We start from the raw sequence: 20962 nt of genomic DNA on the forward strand, positions 1-20962 counted from the left end.
ATGTTGCTGTAATGCGTAAGTATTTAACGGGATTGTGGGCAGTTTATAAAGAAGGTCAAGCATTTGACTCCGCAAAATTATTCAATTTTGAGAGTAAAAATGCTTGAACTTGGACAGAGTATCTACATTGTTGTAGTTGCTGCGGATCTCGGTTTGGATATTGCGATAAATACGCTCTAACTCTTCGCTAGCGGCAACATAGTTAAACTGTGCTTGCTTCACGCGCGAGTCGATTGCACCGCCGGTGTAAAGTGGCATGCTTAAATTAACCCCAACAGTACCATTGCTGAAAGTACCGTCGCTCGGGTTGAAGTCATTTTTGTAATTTGAATTGTTAACACCTGCGCCAGCCACAAAATCGATTTGTGGTAGGTGACCGGTTTCGGCTAAATCAATCTGGGTTTTGGCGATGTCTTTCGCAATGCGTTGAGTATGTAACTGTAAATTTTGGTTTTCTGCTTTTTCAAGCCATGCGCTTGAGCGACCATCTGGTTTGACTGGCTCGAAGCGCTCAATGTTAAGCTCATCAATGTCTCTTATTTCAACACCGGTTAATTCGCGCAGCGCTTCGTAGCTGTTTGTCAGTGTATTTCGAGCTTGGATTTCAGCGGCTAAGGTTCTATCGTGCTCGGCTTGGGCTTCGTGCACATCGGTAATGGCGGTTAAACCCACTTCAAAACGTTGTTTGGTTTGCTCTAATTGACGAGCCACCGCGCGCTTGTTGGCTTCAACGGTAGACAGGGCATCTTTTGCTCTGAGTACATTAAAGTAAGCTTGAGATGTACGTAATATAAGCTGTTGAGCTTGATCTGCATAAACCGTATCGGCTTGTGTGGCCGCTTTTTCGGTGAGCGATAAGTTAGTCCAATAGTCTTGACGGTATAATGCTTGGCTTAATTGCACTTGGCCACCCAGATCACTTTTGGTCCCAGCATCGTCTTTATTGGTTTTGGTATATTGGGCGTTTAATGAAAGGGCAATTTGCGGCAACAGATTGGCTCGGCTCTCGGTGATTTTCTCAAACGCAGCATTACGATTGGCCAGGGCTTGAAGAATGAGCGGATCTTTTGTTTTAGCTTGCTCATAGATTTGTTGTATGTCATCGGCAAAGGCTAAGCTACTCAGGCTGGATAAGCCGATCAAGGTAGCAATACTGAGCAAAGTTCGTTTCATTTCAACTATTCCTGTTTATATCTGAGATAATTTAACGGCTATGCGTCGTTGACTCTGTAGTTTACTCTTCTTTTAAAGGCGTATATTAGCATCAAGAGTGCCGACGACTAAGGGTATTCGATAGAGAATTTAATGTTAACAATATCAAGCTTTTCGGGATTAAGTAAATCATGAGTGAAAATAATCTGAAAAAAAACGTGTTTGATCGCAAGGATGTTGAAATCATCGGCAAAAAAACCTTATATCAAGGCTTCTTTCAGGCCAATGCTTATCGGTTTAAGCATAAGCTGTTTGCCGGTGGCTGGAGTAGCGAGATTGAACGCGAAGTTTTTGAGCGCGGCCATGCCGCGGCCGTGTTACTATTCGATTTAACGCGAGACCAATTAGTGCTGGTGGAGCAATTTCGTTTTGGCGCAATGGAAACCTGCGAACATCCTTGGCTGTTAGAAATGGTGGCGGGCATCATTGAACCCGGCGAAGAAGCTGAGCAAGTGGTAAGACGCGAAGCCGTTGAAGAAGCAGGGGTGGTTCCAGGTCGCATGATGCCGATGTTGAGTTATCTTGCCAGCCCGGGCGGCTCTACCGAAAAATTAGACTTGTTTCTAGCCGAAGTCGACGCCAGTCAAGCCAGTGGTATTCATGGTTTGGCGGATGAAGGTGAAGATATTCGCGTACAGGTTATCTCACGCCAACAAGCGATGACGATGTTAGAGCAAGGGGAGATTAATAACGCAGCAACCGTGATTGCACTGCAATGGTTGGCGTTAAACTTGGCTAAAGTAAAAGCATCATGGGGGAAATGAGTGGCTGTTGTGACTAAAAAGTATGCGCCGGATTTGCCTCGGTTTATGCGCTTGTGTGAAACCAACTATATGCAGTTACTGAAGCTGTTGCCCAATCAGTTCTTTGCACAGCAAGGTTATCGCTTTTCTGCGGGGCAAAATATTGATTACCAAATTGATGTGCTAGAACAAAGCCGCTACACCAGCTTGTTAAAGGTGCAACAAATTTGTGACATTCAGCCTGATTTTATGAGGCCTGTGATCCGTGTCCGCTTATATCACGACGCGAGACTCGCGGAAGTGTGTGCTAGCCAGCATATTTTTCATTTGCAGCCGAAATATGATTATCCCAATGATAAAATGCACCACAAGGATGAAAAGCTTCAGGTGAATCTGTTTTTAGCGGATTGGCTTAAATTTTGTATTGAACATGGCTATTGCCGACAACAAATATTCAAAACGAATGACTAAAATTAAAACGCAGTTAGATGTTGATGCCGACGGTGTGTTAACTTTTTTACAAATTACCGATACACACTTGTTTGCAAAACCCGATGGGGAGTTGCTGGGCGTGAACACGCGTGAAAGTTTTTTGGCCGTCATCGCTAAGGTGCTTAAACAAGCTCGCCCGATCCAAGGCATATTAGCAACGGGGGATATTTCTCAAGACCATACCCCAGAGTCTTATCGTTTGTTTGCCGAACACATCAATCAGCTGGAAAAGCCTTGCTTTTGGTTACCGGGTAATCATGATTTTCAACCTGCGATGCTCGCTGAGTTTGCAACTGCGGGGATTTCCCCTGCTAAGCAGTTAGTTTCAAAATATTGGCAGGTGATCTTACTCGATACACAAGAGCTCGGTGTACCTCATGGCCGCCTTAAACAAGAGCAGTTAACCCAGTTACAAGGGTTTTTAGATGAGTACCCAGACAAGCACGCCTTGGTCTTATTACATCATCATGTTCAGCCCGCTGGGTGTAAATGGCTAGATCAACACGATCTAAAGAATGCCGATGAATTATTTGCCATGCTCAAGCAATACCCTCAAGTGAAAGCCTTAGTTTGTGGCCATATTCACCAAGAAATGGACAGACAATATGACCAATTTAGGCTACTTGCGACGCCTTCTACCTGCATTCAGTTTAAACCTCACTGTGACGATTTTACCTTGGACGAGCAAGGCCCTGGGTGGCGCTACCTTGACTTGTTGCCAAACGGTGACATTAACACTCAGGTCTATCGCTTAGCTGACGGGCGCTTTGCGGGTGATGCCAAGGCGACGGGCTACTGATGTCGGCCCCCGTTTTAATTTATATTCACGGTTTTCAAAGCTCGCCAGCGTCCTTAAAGGCGCAGCAGATGAAACAATTTATCCGTGAGCAGCGCCCTGGTATTATCTTTGAATGCCCACAAATGCCTTGCTTTCCCATGGCGGCATGGGAGTTGATAGCCGCTATTGTTGCACGCTATCCAGGGCATAAACTCGGCTTTGTTGGCAGCTCTCTTGGGGGGTACTTAGTCACTAAAGCAAGCCAAGAGTTTGGCGGTAATGCCGTGTTAGTCAACCCTGCTGTGCGCCCCTATGAGTTGCTTACTGACTATCTGGGTGAGAATACTCACCCTTACACCAATGAGTGCTATCGATTAACCTCTGAGCATATGGCAGACCTCAAATCATTAGAGGTTGAGCCCATTACGGCCCCTGAGCGGCTTTGGGTCATGTTGCAAACAGGTGATGAGGTACTTGACTATCAACAAGCGCTAGATAAACATGAGCGCAGCAAGCTCACCCTAGAACAAGGGGGAGATCATTCTTTTATTGGCTTTGAGCGTTACCTCGGGCACATCCTACGTTTTTTAGAGTTATAACGGAACATTAATGACAAACCAATACAATTCCGATGCCATTGAAGTCTTAAATGGGCTTGAGCCCGTGCGCCGCCGCCCCGGTATGTATACGGATACCGTGCGTCCAAATCACCTAGGCCAAGAAGTGATTGATAACAGTGTGGATGAGGCGCTGGCTGGCCACGCAAGCAGTATTAGTGTCATTTTACACGAAGACCACTCCTTAGAAGTGATTGATGATGGCCGAGGGATGCCCGTTGACATTCATCCTGAAGAAGGCATTTCTGGGGTGGAATTGATATTTTGTAAGTTGCATGCGGGCGGTAAATTTTCGGGAAAGAACTATCAATTCTCTGGCGGCTTACACGGTGTCGGTATTTCGGTTGTTAACGCGTTATCACGTCGAGTTGAAGTGACTATCCGACGTGATAGTCAGGTCTATGAGATTGCCTTTGAAAACGGAAATAAGGTTGAAGAGTTAACCGTAACGGGAACCTGTGGCAAACGAAATACAGGAACGCGGGTACACTTTTGGCCCGACGCCAGCTACTTTGACTCCGGTAAATTCTCGGTCTCTCGCCTACGCCATAACCTCAAAGCCAAAGCGGTTTTATGTCCAGGTTTAAGCATTAAATTTAAAGACAAAGTTAATAAACAAGATGACGAGTGGTGTTATCAAGACGGCCTAACGGATTATTTGACTGAAGCGGTCAAAACCTGGCCTAGCTTACCGGAAAGCCCGTTTGTGGGGGATTTCTCTGCCAATACCGAAGCGGCCGACTGGGCGGTATGCTGGCTACCTGAAGGTGGCGACTTAATCACTGAAAGTTACGTTAATTTGATCCCCACCGCGCAAGGTGGCACCCATGTTAATGGGTTACGCCAAGGCTTGCTGGAAGCGATGCGCGAATTTTGTGAATTTCGTAATTTGGTCCCGCGCGGGGTTAAGTTAACCGCAGACGATATTTGGGATCGCTGTGCCTACATCTTGTCGGTTAAGGTGCAAGATCCGCAGTTTGCGGGTCAAACCAAAGAGCGTTTATCTTCTCGTCAATGTTCGGCTTTTGTATCAGGAGTGGTGAAAGATGCATTCAGTCTTTGGCTAAATAGTAATACGGATGTCGCGGAGCAATTGGCCGAGGTCTGTATTAATAATGCTCAGCGCCGCTTGCGTCAAAGTAAAAAAGTCGCCCGTAAAAAAGTGACGCAAGGGCCGGCATTACCTGGCAAATTAACCGATTGCTCAAACCAAGATCCCACGCGCAGTGAATTGTTTTTGGTGGAAGGGGACTCGGCAGGCGGCAGTGCTAAGCAGGCGCGCGATCGCGATTTTCAAGCCATCATGCCCCTGCGCGGTAAGATCTTAAACACTTGGGAAGTGGAAGCAGGGCAAGTATTGGCGTCACAAGAGGTGCATGATATTTCGGTGGCCATCGGCCTGGATCCTGACTCTGCCGATCTCTCGGGTTTACGCTATGGCAAAATTTGTATTTTAGCTGATGCCGACTCCGATGGTTTACATATAGCAACCTTACTGTGTGCTTTGTTTGTGCGCCATTTTCGCAGTCTGGTGGATGCAGGCCATGTCTATGTGGCCATGCCCCCCTTGTACCGCATTGATGTCGGTAAGGAAGTCTTTTACGCCCTAGATGAAGATGAAAAAAACGGTGTGCTCGATCGCATTGAAGCGGAGAAAAAGCGCGGCAAGGTCAATGTACAACGTTTTAAAGGCTTGGGTGAAATGAACCCCTTGCAGCTACGTGAAACCACCATGGATCCCAATACGCGTCGATTGGTGCAACTCACAGTTGATGATGCCGAGCAGACGATGCAGGTGATGGATATGTTATTGGCGAAAAAACGCTCGGCAGATCGCCGGGAGTGGTTAGAAACCAAAGGCGATATGGCGGCCGCCATTTTTACCGAGTAGGGCCTACAACGGCGTCATTAATTGGCGCCTTCTGCTGTTAAATCATACTTCTTGCTGATGCTGGCTTATTGTTGCTTCTGTTAACTGTAATAAGCTAGACATCTAATTGGTTAATTCCCAATCACTCGGACTTAATAATTCCATATATCTTTGTCATTGTGTCTTATTCTGTGAGTTTATAGCTATGCAAACTAGGTTGATGTAGCTAGAATTTTCTTATCTTTGTGGCAAATGCCGTGGCGAAAGTCTCGGCGAGTGCTTCGGTGATTTTTTATCAACCAGCCCTGGCTTTTCTTTTATCTTCTTTAGGCTTGTGTTGATATATACAAACACAACAACGCTCTGTATTAGGGATGAGTTTTGAAGAAAAGTTATAGCTTAGGTTTGGGCAGCAAAGTGATGGGGGTCACCTTTTTACTTTTGCTGTTTATCTTTTCCGGTTATACCTATTTGAATTTAACCAATCTAGCGAACTTCTTTCAGCTAGAGCGTCGTGTGGTGTTCAGTTACCAGCAACACCAAATTGTCAGTTACTACGAAGAGCTCTACAGCCGAGTTGACTCGGTGGCTAACCAAATAAAATCAAGTAATCGCCTTAAGGCGGTGCGCTTGGCTAATAATGTTGAGCTTAAGGGCATAGTGAAAGAGGTCAGTGGACGTAAATCGCTACCATTGACAGCGCTGTTGCTGGTGGACAGCGAGGGGCAAGTGAGCGCCAGCTCTACAGAAATGCAGCTAGACAACAAGACCAGAGCCTGGATTGCTGACCAACAAGTTGATCAAGATAACAATTGGTTTGTTTATTGCCGTCACTCGTGCAACTTATTGGTCAGGAGTGAAACCGAATTTGGTTTTGGCGAACGCTTGGTATTTGTATTTCCCTATGAACGCATGACACCCATCGCGAAATCTGATGTCCGTAGCTTTCAATTGTTACTTGAAGAAAAAGCCAATCAAGAGCTCAAGCTGGTATTTAGTCACCGTATTCGCAATTTTGACTTCAATTTACTGTCACCCTATCTAAACGTAGACACCATTTTGCGAGGACAAAGTGATCTTAAGATCAACGGTAGAACGTTTGAGCTGCGTGGTTACCCCTTGCCTAATACCAATTTGCAGGGCCAAGCCTACCTGCTCATTGTGAACGACATCAGTGAGCTAGCAAACCTATTAAGCAGTGCTACCTATAACAACATCATCTATGGTTTCGGTGCCTTGGTACTTGCCATTGTGCTGTTGCTGTTCTTATTGCGCAAACCTTTAAGGCGGATCAAAACGGTTATTCAATCGCTCCCTTTGTTGGCGACTTCCCGTCATCATGACTTTCGCCATATTGTTACCGAACAAGGTAAACAAGAGCAATTTTCTGATGAGTCAGATGCCTTGGGTGAGGCCAGTATCTCTTTGTCCCATCAGTTAGAAACATTGGAGACACAATTAACGCAACGCGCCAATGAACTCGAATGGCTGGTTAATCATGACCCGCTGACCGAGCTACCTAATCGCCGCATGTTTAATGCCGAGATTGCAAAGCGGTTAAGTCACAATGCCCATGGCTGCTTGTTGTTTATGGATTTAGATAACTTTAAGTATGTCAACGATATCAGCGGTCACAAGGCGGGTGATACTATGTTGACTCAGGTATCGACAACCTTAGAGCGGCTACTGCCCAGTAATGTGTTACTTGCCCGGGTCAGTGGTGATGAGTTTGCGGTATTTCTCAATGATATTGATTTAGCTGCAGCCGAGGTGGTGGGGCAACGTATCTTACAATTGATTGGCGAAGTGTGCGTGGCAGGGCGTAAAGAGATCCACAAAGCCTCAGCCAGTATAGGTATCGTGGCATCACCCGAGCACGGCACAGACATTTCTGAGCTGTTGTCTAAAGCCGATATCGCGATGTATCAAGCGAAAGACTTAGGCAAAAACCGATTAGCTGTGTATCACAGTGAGAACGTCGGGACGAAAGTCAACAATGATTGGTACTGGCTAGCAAAAGCGCAACGCGCGATTGAAGAGCAACTGTTGACCTTGTATTTTCAGCCGCTGTTTGACAATGAGCGAGGTGAAATTCGCCACTGGGAAGTCTTGCTAAGAGTACGAGACGAGGAAGGGGTGCTGCGCTCGCCGTATCAACTTATCTTGGCCGCTGAGAAAAACGGCTATATTACGCAATTGGATTTGTGGGTGATTAACACCGCTTTAGATCAATTAAGGCAAAATCAAGAGCGGGGCATATCACAAAGGTTAGCCATTAACCTTTCGGCAAAATCATTTAGCGATGAAGCCGTGATCAATCAAATCAAGCACGCCATGGAGCGCCGTGGTGTGGCAGGCAGTCAAATTATCTTTGAAATTACCGAAACGGCAGCCCTTTCCAACTTGGTGCAGGCGGTCGAACATATCAACGTATTGAAAGGCTTAGGTTGTGAGATCGCGTTAGATGATTTTGGGGTTGGTTATTCTTCGTTTCATTCGTTAAAATCCTTGCCACTGGATTACATCAAAATTGATGGCTCGTTTGTGAAAGATTGTCCTAAACGGCCAGATGATCAAGTGTTTATTAAGGCTCTGATCAATATTGCACATAACTTTGGCCATAAAACGGTGGCCGAGTTTGTAGAAAATAAAGAAGTTCAAGACATGATGGTGTCATTTGGGGTGGACTATTCGCAAGGCTATTACATAGGTAAGCCAGTGCCACCTGAATTAGCTTGGCCTGAACAAGTTAACTAGCTGCCATGATGTTCTCGCGATAGACATTACCTAAGGAATTCAATATGACTGATGCCGTTGACATGAGTTTAGATGGCGTCGAGCAACTGCCGCTGCGGCAGTTTACCGAACAAGCCTACCTGAACTATTCCATGTACGTCATTATGGATCGCGCACTCCCTCACATTGGTGATGGTTTAAAACCGGTGCAGCGCCGTATTATCTACGCCATGAGCGAGTTGGGCCTGTCGGCCTCGGCGAAATACAAGAAGTCAGCCCGTACCGTAGGTGACGTTTTGGGTAAGTACCACCCCCATGGTGATAGTGCTTGTTATGAAGCTATGGTATTGATGGCGCAGCCTTTCTCGTACCGCTATCCCTTGGTTGATGGGCAAGGTAACTGGGGGGCGCCCGATGATCCTAAGTCGTTTGCTGCAATGCGTTATACCGAAGCTAAGCTGTCAAAGTTTTCTGAGGTGCTGTTATCTGAGCTAGGCTCAGGCACGTGTGACTGGTTGCCTAATTTTGATGGCACCATGAAGGAGCCCAAGGTATTACCCGCGCGTTTACCGCATATTTTGCTTAATGGGATCACCGGCATTGCGGTTGGTATGGCCACGGATATTCCGCCTCATAATGTACGTGAAGTGGCCCAGGCTTGCTGTTTGTTATTGGAAAGCCCAAAAGCCGAGTTAGATGATTTGATGGCGCTGGTTAAAGGCCCGGATTACCCAACTGAAGCTGAAATCATCACCCCAAGCCGTGACATTAAGAAGATTTATGAAACGGGTCGAGGCAGCATTAAAATGCGCGCCGTCTACAGTTATGAGCAAGGCGAAATCGTCATCTCGGCTTTGCCCCATCAATGCTCTGGCGGTAAGGTGTTAGAACAAATTGCGGCGCAAATGCAGGCGAAAAAACTGCCCATGGTCGCGGATTTGCGTGATGAATCAGATCATGAGAATCCCACCCGCTTAGTGATAGTGCCACGTTCAAATCGGGTTGATGTTGAGCAATTGATGCAGCATTTGTTTGCTTCGACGGATCTGGAAAAAAATTATCGTATCAACCTTAACATGCTGGGCTTAGATAACCGTCCGCAAGTTAAAGGCCTAAAACAAATTTTAACGGAGTGGCTGACTTACCGACGTGAAGTGGTGCGTCGTCGTTTACAATACCGCTTGGATAAGATCCTCGCGCGCCTGCACATCTTAGACGGCTTGCTGATCGCTTATTTAAACATAGATGAAGTGATTGAGATCATTCGTAATTATGATGATCCCAAAGCCGAGCTGATCAGCCGCTTTAACCTGTCAACCATCCAAGCTGAAGCCATTCTAGAAATAAAACTTCGCCAATTAGCGAAGTTAGAAGAAATCAAGATTCGTGGTGAACAAGACGAGCTGAATCAAGAGCGAGAGAAGCTGGAGCTGATATTAGGCTCTGAACGACGCATGTCAACCTTGCTTAAAAAAGAGCTACAAGCCGATGCGAAAACCTATGGCGATGACCGCCGTTCGCCGATTATTGAGCGCGAAGAAGCCAAAGCATTGTCAGAAAAGGAATTAATGCCAAGTGAGGCGGTGACTGTGGTGCTTTCTGAGAAAGGTTGGGTACGCTGCGCCAAAGGGCATGATGTTGATGCTAACGGCTTAAGTTACAAATCGGGTGATAGCTATTTAGCTGATGCTAAAGGTCGCAGCAATCAACCTTGCGTGTTCTTGGATAGCGAAGGGCGAGCCTTTGCGTTAGAGCCCCATACTTTACCTTCTGCTCGCTCCCAAGGTGAGCCGCTGACGGGGCGCTTTAACCTGACCGCTGGCGCTCATTATGTGAGTACCATCATGGCCAATGATGATGCGCACTATTTAATTTGCTCCGATGCTGGCTATGGTTTTATTGGTCAGTTTAGTGATATGGTCAGCCGTAATAAGAACGGTAAAGCGCTACTTAAGTTACCAGAAGGCGCTAAGGTGATGGTACCGAGCCCGGTAACGGATTTAGCCACAGACGCGTGTTTAGCCATCACCAATGAAGGCCGAATGTTAGTGTTCCCGGTGGCGAGTTTGCCGCAATTAAGTAAAGGCAAAGGCAATAAGATCATCAGCATCCCAAGTGCCCGGGTGGTTAGCCGAGAAGAGTATGTGAGCCAAATCGCGATTGTGCCCCAAGGTGCCAATGTCACGTTATTTGCGGGTAAACGCAAACTCACCCTCAAACCCAACGATCTGGAGCATTACTCTGGCGAGCGTGGTCGTCGTGGCAATAAACTGCCGCGGGGATTACAACGGGTCGACAATCTTACCATTGAAGCTAGCTCCCCTGAAGCCGACTCAACTGAACAATAAGAGGTAAATATGTTATTAGTGTTAAGAGGTTTTTTTCTAACCCTCTTTTTTCTTACGGTGGCTGTTCTTGGCTCATTGTGGGCATTATTAAGGCCACGAAATCCGAAGAACTGTTATCGAATTGCCAACATTCTGGCGAAATCAGCACGATTTATGGGCATTCATTTAGTCGTGAGATTGCCTGAAAATGCCAAAGACATCGGCCCTGCAGTGCATATCGCTAATCATCAAAACAATTATGATATGGTGACCTTGACCGCTGCTGTTTTGCCAAATGTGGTCTCGATAGGTAAGAAAAGCTTAATTTGGATCCCATTTTTTGGCCCACTGTATTGGTTAACAGGGAACATTTTATTGGATCGTGACAACCGCGGCCGAGCGGTCAACACCATCAATACGGTGGCCGACAAGATCAAACAAGGCCACTTGTCGGTGATGATGTTTCCAGAAGGCACTCGTAGCCGGGGACGTGGTTTGATGAAGTTTAAAACGGGGGCTTTTCACACCGCTATCCAAGCCGGTGTGCCTATTGTGCCAACCGTGGTGTCTGATACCCATGATCAAGTGAAATGGAACCGCTGGCACAATGGTGAAGTCATCGTTGAAATGCTGGAGCCGATAGATACCACAGGGTATACCAAAGATAATGTGCGCGAGCTGATGGCGATTTGTCAGCAGCGCATGGAAGATAAATATCAAGAGCTAAGTGCCGAGGCTCAGCGTTACGGTCAAGGTGCAGCGAAAAAGGATCTAGCATGAGCGAGTTTGCTGATTTACTGAAAGAATTTGAACAAGAAACCTTAGAAACCATCGAGCAGCTATTAGAAGATGGCAGCGATCCCGATGCCGAGTACATGATAGAGCATCATGTTGCCTCAACTGACTTTGAGGTGTTAGAAAAGGTGGCCATCGCTTGTTTTAAAAAAGGCTATGAAGTAACCGATCCAGAAGAGGTGGAAGGCGAGGAAGGTGAAACCATCTATAGCTTTGATGTTATTGTTGAAATGGAGCTTTCGCCTGAAGCCATTATGGAAGATGTCGAAGCGATCTTGACCATTTGTGAGTCTTTCGATGTGACTTACGATGGCTGGGGGACTTATTTCGAAGGGGAAGATTAGTCTTTGTCCTAATAACTCGTTGCCAAGGTGTTACGCCTGCCTTGGCAACTTTTATATGCTGCTCACTTATTTAAATTGCCTCATCATTTTTACTGAATTTTGACCATCTGTTTACCTTGTGTTAACCCTGTTTGCTAAATGCACCTAAACTTGACTTGAACACAGGTGCAATTGATTTAGTGACTGAGCTCTATGCTAAGACTTTTATTGTTAATGAGTTTATTTCTGCCTTTGCAACTCGTTGCGAAGCAGCCGTTGATCGTAACCAACTCGGTTGCATGGAAGCCTTATTCCTATATAGATGAAAATGGTGACCCTAAAGGGCTGTTGATTGATTATTGGCGCGAGTGGGGCCGGGTCAATCAAACCCAGGTAGAGTTTTTATTATTGGATTGGAACGATTCCCTAATCGCGGTGAAAGAGGGAAGGGCAGACATACATGCGGGCTTGCTTTATTCTGAACAGAGGGCGGATTTTTTACGTTTTGGCGGGCAAATTATACCGCTTTCGGCTTCCTTATTTATTCGCTCCGATCAGGTTGCTGAAGGCATTCAACCGATGGAGCAAGGGCGAACCCCATTAGGGGTTGTCAAAGGCGGCTTTGAATCGAGCTTTGCGAAAGCGCAGTACCCCAAGGCAAAGCTAGTTGAATTTAACAACAATAGTCTCATGTTGGATAAGGCGTTGAATGGTGAGTTAGATGTGTTTATCTCTGACCACCAAGTCGCTAACTTTTATTTGAATTCTCAACAAGATCCTACTTCCTTTGTGGCCATCAAGCAGCTGTATCTGTTACCGATACGCGCAGCCGTCAGCGCTCAAAATCCAGACCTGCTGGCACAAATTAATGCGGGGATGGCGCGGGTAAACCCCGATGAAGTTAATCGTATCAAGCAAAAATGGATTAACACCGAGAAAGTGCCCCCCATTTGGGTTGCCTGGTTAGGGCCTCTTGCTATCGCTATTCTGATTTTAATTGTGGTGACTTATATCTGGCAATTGAAAAGGGCCGTGAAGCAAAGAACAGAGCAATTAACTCAGGCAAATGAAGCCCTTGGATTGGCTGCGAAAAGTGATTACCTGACCGGTTTATTAAATCGGCGTGCCTTTATGCATGAATTTGCTCAGTTACTGCAAGATAAACAAGTCCGTCATTTAGCGTTATTGATGATAGACATAGACAGGTTTAAGGGCATCAATGACAACTTTGGTCACTTGGTTGGTGACCAAGCACTGGCTTGGGTTGCTCGAATTTTGCAAAAGCATAGTGATGAAGCGATATTGGTGACGCGTTTTGGCGGTGAAGAGTTTTGTTTGCTTTACGTAAACTTAGCTACCATAGAGTTGGGGCGGCTAGCTGAGCAGTTAAGGTCGGCTATCGCCAGTCAGTCAATGCCCTACGGTGATGAGACGATTGCCTTAACTGTGAGTATTGGCGGCGCGGTGGCTGACAAAGTGGGGGGCGATAGCGAGCAAATTGGTGCGCTAATACATAGTGCTGACCTGCGCCTCTATCAAGCGAAGAAGCAAGGGCGAAACCAAGTTTGTTTAGCCGAAAATGAAAATAATCCAAGAGAAAATAGCACAGTATGAACCTGCCTCATTTTTCCGATGAGATTTATTCAATATTTGGGGCTGGGAAATGTGAGCTAGAGCATGTAAAATAGCCAGCCTCAAACCAAACACAACTTTTACCCTCAGTTGTTATTTGCATTTAGTCAGGAGATACGGATGCTTAAGCGTGATATGAACATAGCCGATTACGATCCAGAGTTATGGGAATCCATGACCAAAGAGGTGGTTCGTCAAGAAGAACACATCGAACTAATCGCGTCAGAAAACTACACTAGCCCACGTGTAATGGAAGCACAAGGCAGCCAGCTGACTAACAAATATGCTGAAGGTTACCCTTTTAAGCGTTACTACGGCGGTTGTGAGTATGTTGATATTGCTGAGCAATTAGCCATTGACCGTGCGAAGCAACTATTTGGTGCCGATTACGCAAACGTACAGCCACATGCGGGTTCACAAGCTAACTCAGCGGTTTACCAAGCACTACTTAACCCAGGTGACACCATCCTAGGCATGAGCCTTGCTCACGGTGGTCACTTAACTCACGGTGCTTCTGTAAGTTCATCTGGTAAAATTTACAACGCCGTTCAATACGGTATTAACCCAGAAACTGGTAAGCTAGATTACGATGAAATTGAGCGCCTAGCCCTTGAGCACAAGCCAAAAATGGTGGTGGCTGGTTTCTCTGCTTACTCAGGTATTGTTGATTGGCAGCGTTTCCGTGAAATTGCTGACAAAGTCGGTGCTTACCTATTTGTTGATATGGCACACGTAGCTGGTCTCGTGGCTGCGGGTCTTTACCCGAACCCAGTACAAATTGCTGACGTGACCACCACGACGACACACAAGACACTAGCGGGTCCTCGCGGCGGTCTGATCTTAGCTAAAGCTAACGAAGAAATTGAGAAGAAACTAAACTCAGCAGTATTCCCAGGCGGCCAAGGTGGTCCTCTAATGCACGTTATCGCGGCTAAAGCGGTTGCGTTCAAAGAAGCGATGGAGCCAGAGTTCAAAGCTTACCAACAAGGCGTACTTGATAACGCGAAAGCCATGGTTGAAGTATTTAAGCAACGTGGTTTTAAAATCGTTTCTGACGGTACCGATAACCACCTGTTCTTAGTTGACCTGATCGGCAAAGAATACACAGGTAAAGATGCAGACGCAGCTCTAGGCCGCGCTAACATCACAGTAAACAAAAACTCAGTACCAAACGATCCTCGTTCACCGTTTGTCACTTCGGGTCTACGTGTAGGTACACCTGCGCTAACTCGTCGCGGCGTAAAAGCGGAGCAAGCGGCTGAGCTAGCGGGTTGGATGTGTGATGTGTTAGACAACATCAACGATGAGTCTGTGATTGAAGCGGTTAAGGCGAAAGTGGTTGCGCTTTGTAAAGCGAACCCAGTTTACGCTTAATCATTCAAGCTGAACCGTTAAGGCTGCCCTTCATGGCAGCCTTTTTTTTCATTCAGTTAATGGTAAACTGGTGGCCGTTTAGATATTAATTGGGAGCTGTGATGCATTGTCCATTTTGTGGTGTTCAAGACACGAAAGTCATTGACTCACGCCTTGTTTCCGATGGCCATCAAGTGCGTCGTCGACGCGAGTGTAATCAGTGTAAAGAGCGCTTTACCACCTTTGAATCGGCTGAATTGGTGATGCCTCGCATTATCAAATCCGATGGCAGCCGCGAGCCGTTTAACGAAGATAAATTAATGGGCGGCGTCCATCGCGCACTAGAAAAACGTCCCGTGTCTACCGAGGCGGTGGATAAAGCCGTTAATCAAATTATGTCGCAGCTGCGCGCCACCGGTGAGCGTGAAGTGCCGTCAAAAATGCTCGGTGAGCTAGTGATGGAAGCATTGAAAACCTTAGATAAGGTAGCGTATGTCCGCTTTGCCTCCGTTTACCGCTCTTTTAAAGATGTCAAAGAGTTCGGCGAAGAAATTGCCAAGCTGGAAAAATAGACTTGGCCAATTCAGCTAATCCTTCAGATGCTAATATCATGGCACAAGCCATCGCTTGCGCCGAGCGTGCTAGCTATATCAAAGCACAAGCCATTAATTTTGCCCTTGTCCTCGTCGCCAAGGACAAAATTGTGCTGGCGTTAGCCCAAGTTGACTCGTCAACCTCAGTGGTACTTAAGGCCCTTGAGCAACTTCGTTTGGCCGAGCAAGTGTGTGATAGCGCCTATTTGACGTCTGAGCCCAGTGTTCTAGATGTGCAGCAGCTCGCCAAAGTGGGCGTGACTAAGCTGGTAGTAGCTTGCCTGCTTGAGCCATTACTAGATGATTGGCGCAAAGCCTGCGATGAGCTTGATATGGCGGTTGAAATTGGCCTATTAGAATCGCAAGCCTTGGCCTTAAATCATGATTATCTTTTTCGTAAAACTCATCAGCGCCCCTTTGTTCGCCTAAAAATGGCGGCCAGTTTAGATGGACGTACGGCGCTTAAAAATGGTCAAAGTAAGTGGATAACCAGTGGGCAGGCGCGCCAAGATGTGCAGTTGTTTCGCGCTAAAAGTGATGTGATCTTATCTGGCTCTGGTACGGTTATCGCCGATGACCCTTCCCTCAATGTACGTTGGCAAGAGCTTGAGCCGCTGCATGCATTGATAAGTGAATCCCAGCTGCGCCAGCCCATTCGGGTGATCATAGATAACCGATTACAGCTTGATGAGCATTTTCGCCTGTTTCATTTACCCGGCGAGACCTTTTTAGTGGCCAGCCAAGCCCATCCTAATCGCGCCGGCAAAACCTTATTGGTTGAGGAAAAAGACGGTCACGTTTGCTTGCCCAGTTTAATGAATAAATTGGCGCAAATGGGCGTAAATAGTGTTTGGGTAGAGGCGGGGGAAACCTTAGCCGGCACGCTATTGGCCCAAGGCTTAGTGGATGAATTTATCTTGTATCAAGCCCCCAAGCTGATGGGAAGTTTAAGCCGAGGCTTATTAGCATTACCCGAATATCAAGCCATGTCGCAAGTGCCTGAGCTGGAAATTGCGAAAATAGACAAAATTGGGCCAGATTTACGGCTGATTTGTAGGTTAAAATAGCCGCCCCTAAAGGTTAATCAAACATGCCAAAGTGAATGGCATAACATAAACAGGTGAAATATGTTTACTGGGATCGTCGCTGCAGTAGGACAGATAGCAAAAGTAACGCCGAGAGGCCAAGATATCAGCTTAACGATTAATACCGGTAAGTTGGATTTGTCCGATGTGCAACTGGGCGACAGCATTGCCACCAATGGGGTTTGTTTGACGGTGACTGCGCTGACTCAATCTGGATTTAGTGCGGATTTAAGCGTTGAAACGTTAAAGCTAAGTAACTTTGCCCATGCCAAGGTGGGCACTAAGGTGAACCTAGAAAAGGCCATGATGCCGCAATCACGTTTCGGTGGCCATATTGTCAGTGGGCATGTTGATGGTTTAGCGACGGTGACCTCGCGCCATGAGCTGGGGCGCGCCATTGAACTTTGGCTAACTTGCCCAGCCGAGTTAGCCAAATATATTGCCCATAAGGGCTCGGTCACGGTAGATGGCATCAGTTTGACCGTCAATGAAGTTGATGGCAATGGATTTAAACTGACGATTGTGCCGCACACCAGTGATGAAACCACTATTACAGATTTTAAAGTGGGCACTCAAGTTAATTTAGAAGTTGATTTGATTGCGCGCTATTTAGAACGCTTGCTATTAGGCGAAAAAGCCGCAGAAAAAGCGTCATCGGGAGTGACCATGAGCCTGCTTGCTGAGTCAGGTTTCTTAAAATAAGGGGAAGATGTCATGGCTCTAAACACAATAGAAGAAATTATTGAAGATTTACGCGCCGGTAAAATGGTCATCCTAATGGATGATGAAGACCGTGAAAACGAAGGCGACTTGATCATGGCAGCCGATGCGGTGACGCCTGAGGCGATTAACTTTATGGCGACCCACGGCCGTGGGCTAGTGTGTCTGACCTTAACTGAGGAGCGTTGTCAGCAGCTTAAACTGCCATTAATGGTCGACAACAATGGCGCGCAGTTCTCAACCAATTTCACCGTTTCGATTGAAGCGGCAGAAGGCGTGACTACGGGGATCAGCGCCGCCGATCGCGCCACTACCATCAAGGCCGCGGTTGCACCTAATGCAGTGGCCAGTGATATCGTGATGCCGGGACATATTTTCCCGTTAAAAGCGCAAAATGGCGGTGTATTAACACGTGCTGGCCATACCGAGGCCGGTTGTGATTTAGCGCGACTAGCAGGCTTTTCTCCGGCTGGCGTGATTGTTGAAATTCTCAATGAAGATGGCACCATGGCGCGCCGTGCTGACCTTGAAGTGTTTGCTGAAAAGCATGACTTAAAGCTAGGCACAGTGGCGGATTTGATTGAATACCGTAACAACAACGAAACCACCATAGAGCGTGTTGCGCAATGTAAATTACCCACGGCTTACGGCGAATTTGATTTAATTACTTATCAAGACACCATAGACAATCAAGCGCATTTTGCCTTGGTTAAAGGTGAAATCAAGGCTGAAAACCCAACCTTAGTTCGAGTTCACTTACAAAGTGTGGTTGGCGATGTGTTGTTATCAGACAGGCAGGCCACACAAACTTGGCCGATTGCCAGCGCCATGGCTAAAATTGCCGAAGAAGGCGGTGTGTTAGTGGTATTAGGTAATGAAGAAACCTCGGCCCAACTGATTGAGCGCATGAAGCATTATCAAGCCGAAGATGCGGGCGAAACGCGCGCCTTCCCTAAGCCGCAAGGGGCTAGCCGTCGTGTGGGTGTTGGCTCACAAATTTTGGCTGATTTGGGTGTGAGTAAGATGCGTCTACTAAGCTCGCCGAAAAAATACCATGCCTTATCGGGCTTTGGTTTAGAGGTCGTCGACTACATTAGTGAGTAGTTTAGTTAAGTAATGTAGGCGGCCTTATTGGTCGCTTACACTGATAATTTTAATTTGTAGACGTTTTATGTCTGAAATCTGCGTTTGATTTATGCTAGAATCGCGCCGATTTATAAGTTTGATAAACAGGATCTGAAATGAATGTGATTGAAGGTGTGATTGCGGCGCCAAATGCTAAGGTTGCCATTGTAATTTCTCGCTTTAATAGCTTTATTAATGAAAGCTTGCTAGCTGGCGCTCTGGATACGCTGAAGCGTTCAGGTCAGGTAAACGAAGAAAACATTACCGTAGTACGTGTGCCGGGTGCGGTTGAACTGCCATTAGCCACTAAACGCGTTGCGGCAAGTAAAAAATACGATGCTATTATTGCATTAGGTACGGTTATTCGTGGTGGTACGCCACACTTTGACTTTGTTGCGGGTGAATGTAACAAAGGCTTAGCTCAAGTTTCGATGGATTACGATGTACCTGTTGCATTTGGTGTATTGACGACCGATACCATAGAGCAAGCCATTGAGCGTGCTGGTACCAAAGCGGGCAACAAAGGCAGTGAAGCTGCTTTAAGCGCGTTAGAAATGGTTAATGTTTTAGCTCAGCTAGATTAAGGAATAAGAGTGAAACCTGCTGAAAGACGTCGCGCGAGACAGTTTGCTGTTCAAGCCATTTATCAATGGCAAATGACACACGCAAATGTAGCCATGATCATCGATCAATTTTTGGTTGATCAAGACTTATCTAAAACGGATTTGGATTATTTTAGAGACTTAGTGTCAGGGGTTATCCAAAGCTGTGATGAGTTAGATCAGACTTTAGCACCTTACCTAGCGCGTAAGATGACAGAGATGGATCAGGTCGATAAAGCGATTTTGCGTTTAGCCATGTACGAGTTAACCAAGCGTAAGGATGTGCCATTTAAAGTGGTTATCAATGAAGCGATCGAGTTAGCAAAAGATTTTGCTACCGACGAAAGCCATAAATACGTTAATGGTGTATTAGACAAGTACGCAGTAAGCCAAAAAATGCGTCAATCTGAGCAGTAAAATGCCTCGATAATCTATCTAGACAGCCAGCTTATTGCTGGCTTTTTTGTGTGGTACCCATGAGTGAATTTGATTTAATTTATCGCTATTTTTTTAAGGATGCGAATCAACGTAAGGATGTTGAATTAGGCATAGGTGATGATTGCGCATTACTGACTATGCCGCCGCAATCCTTATTGGCTGTCAGTACCGACACCTTAGTCTCAGGCGTACACTTTTTCCCTGATGTCGACCCTTTTACGCTGGGCCATAAGGCCTTAGCCGTGAACATCAGCGATCTCGCCGCCATGGGCGCCGATCCCGCTTGGGTATCGTTAGCCATCACCTTACCAGAAGCGAATGAGCCATGGGTGAAAGCCTTTGCCGAAGGATTTTTAGCCCTTGCTGATTATTACGGTATGCAATTAGTTGGCGGGGACACCACAAAAGGGCCGTTAAGCGTTACCGTAACAGTGCATGGTCATGTCCCTATAGGACAAGCATTGACTCGCGGTCAAGCTAAAGCCGGTGATTGGATTTATGTAACGGGTGCCCCAGGTGAAGCGGCATTTGGCTTAAACTTGTTACAAGGAGCCATTACTTGCGAAGTATCGGATGAGTTAAGCGCGCATTGTATTTCCCGTTTACAGCAGCCCACACCGAGAGTGGCGATAGGCACCGCGCTGCGAGGTCTCGCCTCCAGCTGTATCGATATTTCCGACGGCTTAGCACAAGACTTAGGTCATATTCTGAATGCTTGCCAATGCGGTGCAGATATTCACTTAGATCAGCTGCCATTAAACTCGGGTATTCTAGAGGCGACGTCTTTTGACCAAGCCTGTCAACTTGCTTTAACCGGTGGTGATGATTACGAGTTGTTGTTTACCGTGCCACAAGAGAAAAAAGGCTTGGTTGATCAGTTAGCCAGCCATCATAGTGTTGCCATCAATTGCATTGGCCGCCTGACATCGGCAAAAAGCGGCTTGACCCTCAAACTTAACGAGCAAGCATATCCATTAGACTTAGCTGGATGGGACCACTTTAGTGATGAAAAATAGAACCGACTTAGCTGGCTTAAACCTGAGCAATCCACTGCACTTTTTGGCGGTCGGTTTGGGCAGTGGCTTAGCGCCTAAGGCCCCAGGCACTTTTGGTACCTTGGCGGCGATCCCGCTTTATTTGTTGTTATTGCCCCTTTCTAGCGCCGGATACCTTGGGGTTCTTCTCGTGGCTACCCTGTTTGGTTTTTGGTGTTGCCACCAAACCAGTAAAGACATGGGCGTGCACGATCATAAAGCCATTGTATGGGATGAATTTGTTGGCTTTTGGATCACCATGTTTGCGGCGCCTGCTGGCTGGGTTTGGATCATCGCCGGTTTTGTCTTATTCCGCTTGTTTGATGTATTAAAACCTTGGCCTATCAGTTGGTTAGATAAACACCTTCATGGTGGTATCGGTATCATGATGGATGATGTATTGGCGGGGCTCGCCGCCTTCGCTTGTTTGCAGCTACTGGCTGGTTTTTGGGGTTAAGGTGCCAGTTTAGGTGCCAGCTAAGACGTT

General features: G+C 46.6%; 20 protein-coding genes. 19 read left to right on the plus strand and 1 reads right to left on the minus strand.

Annotated elements, in window-relative coordinates; all coding sequences use genetic code 11:
• Nucleotides 1–81 precede the first annotated feature (81 nt).
• Entirely contained in the window at nucleotides 82–1173 is a 1092-nt protein-coding gene (locus K6Y21_RS19735; RefSeq protein WP_233073626.1) for a TolC family outer membrane protein, read from the minus strand.
• 170 nt (nucleotides 1174–1343) lie between these two features.
• Here K6Y21_RS19735 and nudF point away from each other — a divergent pair, with 170 nt between their 5' ends.
• From nudF to K6Y21_RS19830, 19 genes are all read left to right on the plus strand, one after another.
• Nucleotides 1344–1976 carry an ADP-ribose diphosphatase gene (gene nudF, locus K6Y21_RS19740; protein ID WP_233073627.1) on the plus strand — a complete coding sequence of 211 codons (633 nt, stop codon included), beginning with the start codon at nucleotides 1344–1346 and terminating at the stop codon, nucleotides 1974–1976.
• A gap of 9 nt (nucleotides 1977–1985) precedes the next feature.
• A complete protein-coding gene (locus K6Y21_RS19745) occupies nucleotides 1986–2426 on the plus strand; it encodes a DUF1249 domain-containing protein (protein ID WP_233073628.1) in 441 nt (146 codons plus the stop codon).
• Nucleotides 2419–3246 carry a 3',5'-cyclic-AMP phosphodiesterase gene (cpdA, locus tag K6Y21_RS19750; RefSeq protein WP_233073629.1) on the plus strand — a complete coding sequence of 276 codons (828 nt, stop codon included), beginning with the start codon at nucleotides 2419–2421 and terminating at the stop codon, nucleotides 3244–3246. The genes K6Y21_RS19745 and cpdA overlap by 8 nt, the downstream gene beginning before the upstream one ends.
• The gene (yqiA, locus tag K6Y21_RS19755) at nucleotides 3246–3824 is read left to right on the plus strand and encodes an esterase YqiA (protein ID WP_285229769.1); all 579 of its coding nucleotides are present in this window, start codon (nucleotides 3246–3248) and stop codon (nucleotides 3822–3824) included. The genes cpdA and yqiA overlap by 1 nt, the downstream gene beginning before the upstream one ends.
• 10 nt (nucleotides 3825–3834) lie before the next feature.
• Nucleotides 3835–5733 carry a DNA topoisomerase IV subunit B gene (parE, locus tag K6Y21_RS19760; RefSeq protein ID WP_233073631.1) on the plus strand — a complete coding sequence of 633 codons (1899 nt, stop codon included), beginning with the start codon at nucleotides 3835–3837 and terminating at the stop codon, nucleotides 5731–5733.
• 360 nt (nucleotides 5734–6093) lie between these two features.
• Nucleotides 6094–8469 carry a putative bifunctional diguanylate cyclase/phosphodiesterase gene (locus K6Y21_RS19765; protein WP_233073632.1) on the plus strand — a complete coding sequence of 792 codons (2376 nt, stop codon included), beginning with the start codon at nucleotides 6094–6096 and terminating at the stop codon, nucleotides 8467–8469.
• 44 nt (nucleotides 8470–8513) lie between these two features.
• Nucleotides 8514–10796 (plus strand): DNA topoisomerase IV subunit A, encoded by a 2283-nt coding sequence (parC, locus tag K6Y21_RS19770; RefSeq protein ID WP_233073634.1) that lies wholly within the window; start codon nucleotides 8514–8516, stop codon nucleotides 10794–10796.
• Nucleotides 10797–10805: 9 nt separating this feature from the next.
• Entirely contained in the window at nucleotides 10806–11555 is a 750-nt protein-coding gene (locus K6Y21_RS19775) for a 1-acylglycerol-3-phosphate O-acyltransferase (RefSeq protein ID WP_233073636.1), read from the plus strand.
• Nucleotides 11552–11914, plus strand: coding sequence for a ribonuclease E inhibitor RraB (gene rraB / locus K6Y21_RS19780; protein WP_233073637.1), 363 nt, complete (start codon nucleotides 11552–11554; stop codon nucleotides 11912–11914). Before K6Y21_RS19775 ends, rraB begins: the two co-directional genes overlap by 4 nt.
• Before the next feature lie 192 nt (nucleotides 11915–12106).
• Nucleotides 12107–13507 carry a transporter substrate-binding domain-containing diguanylate cyclase gene (locus K6Y21_RS19785; RefSeq protein ID WP_233073639.1) on the plus strand — a complete coding sequence of 467 codons (1401 nt, stop codon included), beginning with the start codon at nucleotides 12107–12109 and terminating at the stop codon, nucleotides 13505–13507.
• A gap of 138 nt (nucleotides 13508–13645) precedes the next feature.
• Nucleotides 13646–14899 carry a serine hydroxymethyltransferase gene (glyA, locus tag K6Y21_RS19790; RefSeq protein WP_233073640.1) on the plus strand — a complete coding sequence of 418 codons (1254 nt, stop codon included), beginning with the start codon at nucleotides 13646–13648 and terminating at the stop codon, nucleotides 14897–14899.
• Nucleotides 14900–15000: 101 nt separating this feature from the next.
• Nucleotides 15001–15450 (plus strand): transcriptional regulator NrdR, encoded by a 450-nt coding sequence (gene nrdR, locus K6Y21_RS19795; protein WP_233073641.1) that lies wholly within the window; start codon nucleotides 15001–15003, stop codon nucleotides 15448–15450.
• A 2-nt stretch (nucleotides 15451–15452) separates the two neighbouring features.
• On the plus strand, nucleotides 15453–16538 hold the full coding sequence (ribD, locus tag K6Y21_RS19800) for a bifunctional diaminohydroxyphosphoribosylaminopyrimidine deaminase/5-amino-6-(5-phosphoribosylamino)uracil reductase RibD (protein ID WP_233073642.1): 1086 nt from the start codon (nucleotides 15453–15455) through the stop codon (nucleotides 16536–16538).
• A 60-nt stretch (nucleotides 16539–16598) separates the two neighbouring features.
• Nucleotides 16599–17258 carry a riboflavin synthase gene (locus tag K6Y21_RS19805; protein ID WP_233073643.1) on the plus strand — a complete coding sequence of 220 codons (660 nt, stop codon included), beginning with the start codon at nucleotides 16599–16601 and terminating at the stop codon, nucleotides 17256–17258.
• A gap of 12 nt (nucleotides 17259–17270) precedes the next feature.
• Nucleotides 17271–18380 (plus strand): bifunctional 3,4-dihydroxy-2-butanone-4-phosphate synthase/GTP cyclohydrolase II, encoded by a 1110-nt coding sequence (gene ribBA, locus K6Y21_RS19810; RefSeq protein WP_233073644.1) that lies wholly within the window; start codon nucleotides 17271–17273, stop codon nucleotides 18378–18380.
• 137 nt (nucleotides 18381–18517) lie between these two features.
• Entirely contained in the window at nucleotides 18518–18985 is a 468-nt protein-coding gene (gene ribH / locus K6Y21_RS19815) for a 6,7-dimethyl-8-ribityllumazine synthase (RefSeq protein WP_233073645.1), read from the plus strand.
• Between the two features lie 9 nt (nucleotides 18986–18994).
• Complete coding sequence (gene nusB, locus K6Y21_RS19820) at nucleotides 18995–19420, plus strand: transcription antitermination factor NusB (RefSeq protein ID WP_233073646.1); 426 nt, start codon at nucleotides 18995–18997, stop codon at nucleotides 19418–19420.
• Between the two features lie 59 nt (nucleotides 19421–19479).
• Complete coding sequence (gene thiL, locus K6Y21_RS19825; protein ID WP_233073647.1) at nucleotides 19480–20457, plus strand: thiamine-phosphate kinase; 978 nt, start codon at nucleotides 19480–19482, stop codon at nucleotides 20455–20457.
• Nucleotides 20447–20932 carry a phosphatidylglycerophosphatase A family protein gene (locus K6Y21_RS19830; protein WP_233073662.1) on the plus strand — a complete coding sequence of 162 codons (486 nt, stop codon included), beginning with the start codon at nucleotides 20447–20449 and terminating at the stop codon, nucleotides 20930–20932. The genes thiL and K6Y21_RS19830 overlap by 11 nt, the downstream gene beginning before the upstream one ends.
• The last annotated feature ends 30 nt before the right edge of the window (nucleotides 20933–20962 follow it).

The organism is Motilimonas eburnea (assembly GCF_021295345.1).
Classification (GTDB): Bacteria; Pseudomonadota; Gammaproteobacteria; order Enterobacterales; family CBDFNC01; genus Motilimonas; species Motilimonas eburnea.